The sequence below is a fragment of the Streptomyces sp. NPDC001617 genome, from assembly GCF_053596855.1.
The window spans coordinates 108,049-115,625 of record NZ_JBSFHA010000027.1 but is presented as its reverse complement, the minus strand read 5'-3'; the positions used below and the strand labels follow the sequence as shown (position 1 = coordinate 115,625).

Annotated in this window: 8 protein-coding genes; 5 read left to right on the top strand and 3 right to left on the bottom strand. The window is 71.0% G+C overall.

Annotation, left to right across the window (positions count from 1 at the left end):
• Positions 1–1,597 (bottom strand): carbon starvation CstA family protein (locus ACWC09_RS21820; RefSeq protein ID WP_450852226.1); only part of this gene is annotated, 1,597 nt, incomplete at its 3' end.
• A gap of 41 nt (positions 1,598–1,638) precedes the next feature.
• Positions 1,639–1,854, bottom strand: coding sequence for a DUF3311 domain-containing protein (locus ACWC09_RS21815; protein WP_450852225.1), 216 nt, complete (start codon positions 1,852–1,854; stop codon positions 1,639–1,641).
• Positions 1,855–2,022: 168 nt separating this feature from the next.
• On the opposite strand from ACWC09_RS21815, the gene ACWC09_RS21810 reads away from it, so the two are divergent.
• From ACWC09_RS21810 to ACWC09_RS21790, 5 genes are read left to right on the top strand one after another with little or no spacing between them, the layout of a single operon-like run.
• Complete coding sequence (locus ACWC09_RS21810; protein WP_450852224.1) at positions 2,023–3,564, top strand: sodium:solute symporter family protein; 1,542 nt, start codon at positions 2,023–2,025, stop codon at positions 3,562–3,564.
• The gene (locus ACWC09_RS21805; protein ID WP_450852223.1) at positions 3,561–4,127 is read left to right on the top strand and encodes a sigma-70 family RNA polymerase sigma factor; all 567 of its coding nucleotides are present in this window, start codon (positions 3,561–3,563) and stop codon (positions 4,125–4,127) included. Before ACWC09_RS21810 ends, ACWC09_RS21805 begins: the two co-directional genes overlap by 4 nt.
• Positions 4,124–4,384, top strand: coding sequence for a hypothetical protein (locus ACWC09_RS21800; protein ID WP_450852222.1), 261 nt, complete (start codon positions 4,124–4,126; stop codon positions 4,382–4,384). The genes ACWC09_RS21805 and ACWC09_RS21800 overlap by 4 nt, the downstream gene beginning before the upstream one ends.
• A gap of 34 nt (positions 4,385–4,418) precedes the next feature.
• Positions 4,419–6,206, top strand: a complete 1,788-nt coding sequence (locus tag ACWC09_RS21795; protein ID WP_450852221.1) for a glycoside hydrolase family 15 protein — start codon at positions 4,419–4,421, stop codon at positions 6,204–6,206.
• Between the two features lie 5 nt (positions 6,207–6,211).
• On the top strand, positions 6,212–6,967 hold the full coding sequence (locus ACWC09_RS21790; RefSeq protein WP_450852220.1) for an SDR family oxidoreductase: 756 nt from the start codon (positions 6,212–6,214) through the stop codon (positions 6,965–6,967).
• Between the two features lie 28 nt (positions 6,968–6,995).
• Here ACWC09_RS21790 and amaP read toward each other — a convergent pair whose 3' ends face one another.
• On the bottom strand, positions 6,996–7,574 hold the full coding sequence (gene amaP / locus ACWC09_RS21785) for an alkaline shock response membrane anchor protein AmaP (protein WP_450852219.1): 579 nt from the start codon (positions 7,572–7,574) through the stop codon (positions 6,996–6,998).
• Positions 7,575–7,577 lie beyond the last annotated feature (3 nt).

Sequence of the window (7,577 nt, the reverse complement as noted above, 5' to 3'; positions counted from 1 at the left end):
ATGCTCCTGGTGCCGAACCTGCTGGACGACCCGAACGGGATGGTCGACCCGGACGGCGAGCCGCACCAGCGGCTGCGCGGCACGGTGCGGCGGGCGCGTCGACCGTGGTCAGGATGAACAGCGCCTCGAACATGATCGCGAAGTGGTACCAGAAGGCCTTCATGGCCGTCCCGCCGAAGACGCCGGAGAAGATCTCCGACATACCGACCGCGAGGGTCGGGGCGCCGCCGGAACGGGCGATCAGGGTCTGCTCCTCGACCGCCCTGGCCGCGTGGGTCAGCTGGTCGGGGGTGATGGTGAAGCCCAGGCCCGCCACCGCGTGGGACGCCGACTGGGCCGTCGCACCGAGCAGGCCGGCGGGTGCGTTCATCGCGTAGTACAGGCCCGGCTCCAGGGTCGCCGCCGCGATCAGCGCCATGATCGCGACGAATGACTCCATCAGCATCGCGCCGTAGCCGATCATCCGGACCTGCGACTCCTTCCGGATCAGCTTGGGAGTGGTACCGGAGGAGACCAGGGCGTGGAAGCCGGACAGTGCGCCACAGGCGATCGTGATGAAGAGGAACGGGAAGAGCGAGCCCGCGAAGACCGGGCCCGTGCCCGAGGTGGCGAACTTGCTGACCGCGTCCGCGTGCAGGACGGGAGCGGCCACGACCACGCCGACCGCGAGCAGCGCGATGGTGCCGATCTTCATGAAGGTGGAGAGATAGTCGCGCGGGGCCAGGAGCATCCACACCGGGAGTACGGAGGCGACGAAGCCGTAGCCGATCAGGCAGAAGACCAGCGTGGTCGGGCTGAGGGTGAAGGTGGAGGCCAGCGAGGAGTTCTGGACCCAGCTGCCTCCGGCGATCGCCAGCAGGAGCAGCGCCACGCCGATGAGGCTTGCCTCGACGACCCGGCCGGGGCGGATGCGGTGCATCCAGAAGCCCATGAACAGGGCGATGGGAATGGTCATCGCGACCGAGAAGGTGCCCCACGGGGAGTGCGCGAGGGCGTTGACCACGACCAGGGCCAGCACACCCAGCAGGATGATCATGATGGCGAACACGGCGATGAGCGCCGCCGCTCCGCCCGCCCTGCCGATCTCGTCCCGCGCCATCTGTCCGAGCGACGTGCCGTCCCGCCGCATGGAGAGGAACAGGACGACCATGTCCTGCACCGCCCCGGCGAAGATCACACCGGCGACGATCCAGAGCGTGCCCGGCAGATAGCCCATCTGGGCCGCGAGGACCGGGCCGACCAGCGGTCCGGCGCCGGCGATCGCGGCGAAGTGGTGGCCGAGCAGCACCCGGCGGTCGGTGGGGTGGAAGTCGACGCCGTCTTCGAGGCGTTCGGCGGGGGTGGCGCGGTGGTCGTCCGGCTGGAGGACCCGGCGGGCGATGAAGCGGGAGTAGAAGCGGTACGCGATGGCGTACGAGCCGAGGGCGGCGATCACCAGCCAGACCGCGGAGATCTTCTCGCCCCGGGCCAGGGCGAGGACGCCCCAGGCGACCGCGCCGAGCAGCGCGACGGTGGTCCAGAGCAGGATCGAGCGAGCGGATATACGTGACTTTTCGGGCGCCGGACGATCGGCTTCGGGCAGGGCTGTTGCGGGCATGGCGGCTCCTCACCGGAAACGGTGCGACAAGCAGGAAGGACTCAGCGGCGATGTCGGTCCGTCAGCGCATACGCGGCGAGCAGGCAGAGACCGCACCCCGGCACCCAGGCGAGCTGGTACCAGTAGAAGAACGGTGTGCCCGCCAGCCGCGGCTCGGCGCCGGCGTACCAGGGGACCCACAGCAGGCCTGCCGCGGGCAGGAGGAGCAGTACGGCGATCGCGACGCGCCGTAGCCGGTGATGACCGGTCCGTGCCATGACCTGCGCTCCTCTCCCGTTCGCTGTCGGTCTGTGCAAGAGTTGCCCACCCCCCGAGACCGGTTGACAGCGGATGTCCGGGAAATTTCCCGCAGGTTCCCTGTCCTCCGATCCGGCCGTCCGCGCAACTCTTGCGCGAGGGTTCAGGCACACCAAGGACGGTGACCCATGGCCGACGGCGCCATGACCGCGACGTTCCTCGCCGTGATCGGCGGAGCGTCGCTGCTCGCCGTGACCGCGCGGCGCCTGCACCCGAGCGACCGGCTGCCGTCCCTGGAGGGCTGGGCACTGGCCGACCGCAGCCTCGGCCCGGTGTGGACCTGGTTCCTGCTCGGCGGCACGATCTTCACGGCGTACACCTTCACCGCCGTACCGGGACTGGCGTACGGCAACGGCGCGGCCGCCTTCTTCGCGGTGCCGTACACCGTGATCGTCTGCCCGATCGCCTTCGTGCTGCTCAGCCGCCTGGGGGCCGTGGCCCGAGCGCACGGCTACGTCACCGCCGCCGACTTCGTGCGCGGACGGTACGGATCGCCGTCGCTGGCCCTGGTGGTCGCGCTGACCGGCATCCTCGCGACCATGCCGTATCTGGCGCTCCAACTGCTCGGCATACGGGCGGTGTTGACGGCCGGAGGCGTGTATCCGCGGGGCGCGACCGGGGACCTGGTGATGGTGGCGCTGTTCGCGGGGCTGGCGGTGGCCACCTACCGGCACGGGCTGCGGGCGCCGACGGTCATCTCGGCGCTCAAGGCGGTCGCCGTGTTCGTCTCGCTGACCGCGGTCACCTGGCTCGTCCTCGAACGGCTCGGCGGGCCGGGCAACGTGTTCGACGGGGCGGCGAGAAGGCTGGGGAGCCCCGCCCTGCTGCTGACTCGTCAACAGCAGCCCGCGTACGCCTCCCTCGCCCTCGGCTCGGCCCTGGCACTGCTGATGTACCCGCATGTACTGACCGCCGGGTTCGCCGCCGACGGCCCCCGCACGCTGCGCAAGGTCTCCGTCGCCCTGCCCGCCTGGACCGGACTGCTCGCCCTCTTCGGGTTCCTCGGCATCGCGGCCCTCGCGGCGGGCGTGCGGGCACCCAAGGGCGGTGCCGAGGCGGCCGTACCGATGCTGGTCGACCGGCTGATGCCCGGGCCGCTCGCCGGGCTGGTGTTCGGCGCGATCACCGTGGGAGCTCTGGTCCCGGCCGCCGTCATGTCGATCGCGGCCGCCACCAGCTTCGTACGCAATGTGTATGTCGAGTACGTGCATCCGACGGCCACGCCCAAGCGGCAGGTCCGTATCGCCAAGGCCGTCTCGCTCACCGCCAAGGTCGGAGCCGTGGCCTTCGTGTTCGGGCTGCGCGACCAGGACGCGATCAACCTCCAACTGCTCGGCGGGGTCTGGATCCTGCAGATCTTCCCGGCCGTGGCCGTCGGCCTGTTCACCGGGCGGCTGCATCCGCGGGCGCTGCTCGCCGGGTGGGGCGTGGGAATGCTGGCCGGGACCTTCATGGTCGTACGCGAGGGGTTCTCCTCCATCGTCCGCCTCGGTTTCGGACCGCTCCAGGTCTACGCCGGCCTCGCCGCCCTGCTGCTCAACCTGACCGTCGCGGTGGCCGGCACCGCCCTCCTCGAACGTCTCGGCGTCCCGCGCGGCGCCGACCTGACCGACCTGCCGTCCCGCCTGACCGTCAGGCGGCGCCCCGAGACGGGAGCGAACCAGCCGTGAGACGCAGACCCCCGATACCCGTGCCGGAGCCGCGCGTGGAGCCCCTCGCGCCCGCGCCGGCCGATCCGGCCGAGCTGGAGCGCGAGGCAGGGCTCGCGCGCCTGTTCGAGCTGCACTACTCCTCGATGCTGCGGCTGGCCGTGCTGCTCGGCGCGGACGACCCGGAGAACGTGGTCGCCGAGGCGTACTACCAGATCTACCGGAAGTGGCGGCGCCTCAGGGACGTCGAGGCGGCGGAGGCGTATCTGCGCTCCACGGTGTGCAATCTGACCCGGATGCGGATACGGCATCTCCAGGTGGCCCGCAGGCATGTGGAGAACCCGCCCGAGGAGACCGCCGTCTCCGCCGAGAGCGCGGCGCTGCTCCGCGACGACCAGCGCGTCCTGATCGACGCGCTCCAACAGCTGCCCTCCCGGCAGCGCGAGGCGCTGGTGCTGCGGCACTGGCTCGGGCTGAAGGAGAGCGAGATCGCCGCCGCGATGGGCATCTCCGGCGGCTCGGTCAAGACCCACACCTCCCGCGGCCTCGCCGCACTGACCCAGGCGATGGAGGCCCGGCGATGAACGACACCGAGCGCGAGTTGAGCGAGGCCCTCGCCGCCCTCGCCGACGGGGTGCGGCCCGCGTCCGACGCCTATCGCACGGCGCGGGGCGAGTGGCTGCGGCGCGAGCGGAGACGTCGGCTCGTCCTCGCCGTACTGATCACCGTGGTCTTCGCCCTGGCCACGCTCATCGGCCTGTGGGTACTGAACCAGACCCCCTCGCACCCGGGGGTGATCTTCTCCGGCCTGGGACCGTCACTCACCCGGCCCACGCCCTGATTGCCCCCCGGCCCCTCCGGGAACCCGGAACCTCGTGCACCCCCGCATCGAGGACTACGCCCTCATCGGCGACGAACAGACCGCGGCCCTGGTCGGCCGGGACGGCTCCGTCGACTGGCTGTGTCTGCCCCGCTTCGACTCCGCGGCCTGCTTCGCGCGGCTGCTCGGCGACGAGGACAACGGCCACTGGCGCATCGCCCCCAAGGGCGCCGACGGGCCCTGCACCCGGCGCGCCTACCGCCCCGACACCCTTGTCCTGGACACCGAGTGGGAGACGGACGAGGGCGCGATCCGCGTCACCGACCTGATGCCACAGCGCGACCGGGCCCCCGATCTCGTACGCGTCATCGAGGGGTTGAGCGGCAGGGTGACCGTCCGCAGCACCCTGCGCCTGCGCTTCGACTACGGCTCGATCGTGCCGTGGATGCGCAAGTCCGACGGACACCGCGTCGCCATCGCCGGGCCGGACTCGGTGTGGCTGCGCAGTGAGCCCTCCGTGCGCACCTGGGGCGAGGACTTCGGCACGCACTCGGAGTTCGCCGTCGAGGAGGGCGAGAAGGTCGCGTTCGTGCTGACCTGGCACCCCTCGCACGAGTCACGGCCGCCGCTCGTCGACCCGTACAAGGCGCTGCTCGCCAGCGTCCGGGGCTGGGAGAAGTGGGCGTCCAAGTGCCGCTACGACGGCCCCCACCGGGACGCCGTGATGCGTTCCCTGATCACTCTGAAGGCCCTCACCTACCGGCCGACCGGCGGCATCGTCGCCGCCGCGACCACCTCCCTGCCGGAGGAGCTCGGCGGAGTGCGCAACTGGGACTACCGCTACTGCTGGCTGCGCGACTCCACTCTCACCCTCGGCGCCCTGCTCACCTGCGGCTACCACAAGGAGGCCGAGGCCTGGCGGAACTGGCTGCTGCGCGCGGTCGCGGGCGACCCGGCCGACCTGCAGATCATGTACGGCCTGGCGGGCGAGCGACGGCTGCCGGAGTTCGAGCTGCCGTGGCTGTCCGGCTTCGCGGACTCGGCGCCCGTACGGATCGGCAACGAAGCCGTGAAGCAGCTGCAGCTGGACGTGTACGGCGAAGTCCTCGACTCGGTGTTCCTGGCCCGGCGTTCGGGCCTGCCCACCAAACCCCATATGTGGGACATCCAGGCCGCCCTGCTGGAGTGGCTGCAGTCGGAGTGGCGACAGCCCGACGAGGGCCTGTGGGAGGTACGCGGCGGCCGGCGCCACTTCGTCCACTCCAAGGTCATGGTGTGGGTGGCCGCCGACCGTGCCGTACGCGACCTGGAGACCAACCCCAAGCTGAAGGGCGACCTCGACGGCTGGCGCACCCTGCGGGACGAGGTGCACCGGGAGGTGTGCGAGAAGGGGTACGACGCCGAGCGGAACACCTTCACGCAGTCCTACGGCTCCCGCGAACTCGACGCCGCGCTGCTGCTGATCCCACGGGTCGGGTTCCTGCCGCCGGACGACCCCCGGGTGATCGGCACCATCGACGCGATCCGCGAGGAGCTGGGGCACGGCGATCTCCTGCGGCGGTACAGCACCGACGAGACGACGGTCGACGGACTCCCGGGCGACGAGGGCACCTTCCTCGCGTGCTCGTTCTGGCTGGCGGACGCGCTGCACATGACGGGCCGGACGAAGGAGGCGCGGGAGCTGTTCGAACGGCTGGTGGGGCTCGCCAACGACGTGGGGCTGCTGTCCGAGGAGTACGACCCCGTCGCCGGCCGCCAGCTCGGCAACTTCCCGCAGGCCTTCAGCCACGTCGGCCTGGTGAACACCGCCCTCGCCCTGTTCGGGGACGGGGAGGCAGGATAGGGGCCATGGATCTTGGACTGAAGGACCGGGTGTACGTCGTGACGGGGGCCACACGGGGGCTCGGCAACGCGGTGGCGCGGGAGCTGGTGGCCGACGGCGCGAAGGTGGTGGTGACCGGGCGCGACGAGGCGCGTGCGCTCGCTGCCGCGGGTGAGTTGGGGCCGAATGCGTGGGGAGTGGCCGTCGACAATGCCGATCCGGAGGCGCCGGCGCGGCTCATCGCTGCCGCGCGGGAGCGGTTCGGGGGGTTCGACGGGATTCTCGTGAGCGTCGGGGGGCCGTCGGCGGGGTTCGTCGCCGACAACACGGACGAGCAGTGGCGGGCCGCGTTCGACTCGGTGTTCCTGGGAGCGGTCCGGTTGGCTCGGGCCGCCGCGGAGGAGTTGGAGGCGGGGGGTGTCATCGGGTTCGTGTTGTCGGGCTCGGTGCATGAGCCGATTCCCGGGTTGACGATTTCGAATGGGCTGCGGCCCGGGCTCGCCGGGTTCGCGAAGTCGATCGCGGACGAGTTGGGGCCGCGGGGTATTCGGGTGGTGGGGTTGCTGCCGGCTCGGATCGATACGGATCGCGTGCGGGAGCTGGACTCGATGTCGGCGGATCCTGAGGCCACTCGGGCTGCGCATGAGTCTCGGATTCCGTTGCGGCGGTATGGGAGGCCGGAGGAGTTCGGGAGGGTGGGGGCGTTCTTGTTGTCGCCGGCCGCTTCGTATCTGAGCGGGATCATGGTGCCTGTGGACGGGGGGATGCGGCATGGATTCTGAGTGCCCCGCGCCCCTCAAACCAGGAACCTCAGCTGACCCTCTCCTGGCGATGTTTGACTGCCTTCATACGGACCTCTGCCGGCATTTTCTCCAGGCCTGCTGAATTGCGGGCGTGGGTCAGGGCTTGAACTGCCAGGTGGTGCAGGGCTGTCGAGGGGTCCACGTGGGGTTCCAGGAGCAGGTGGACCCTGGCCTCCGGGGCCGTACGAGTGCCGGTCAGGTGGGCGTGGGCCTGGGCCACGCCGTCCAACTCGCCTGCCTCGCTTGCCAGTACGCCCTCCAGGGCCCGGCCCCGCAGCAGCGCGCCCTCGCCGTCTCCCGTGTCCACCAGGACCTCGGTCAGGCGGCGTCGGCGCAGGACTGCCGTCAGCCACCACAGGGCCAGCAGGACGAGGACGGCCAGGGCCGCGATGACTGTCGGCCACCACCAGCCGTGGTCCTGCCATTTCGTGCGCTCGGCGTTGCTGAGCAGTACGTCGTGTCGGCCGTTGTGGATCCACCATGACGGGGCCGGGGCCCCCAGACCGATCGCGAGGACCGAGCCGCCGACCACGAGCAGTACGAGGCCCACGATGCCGATCAGTACGCGGTTGACGATGCGGAGCATGCC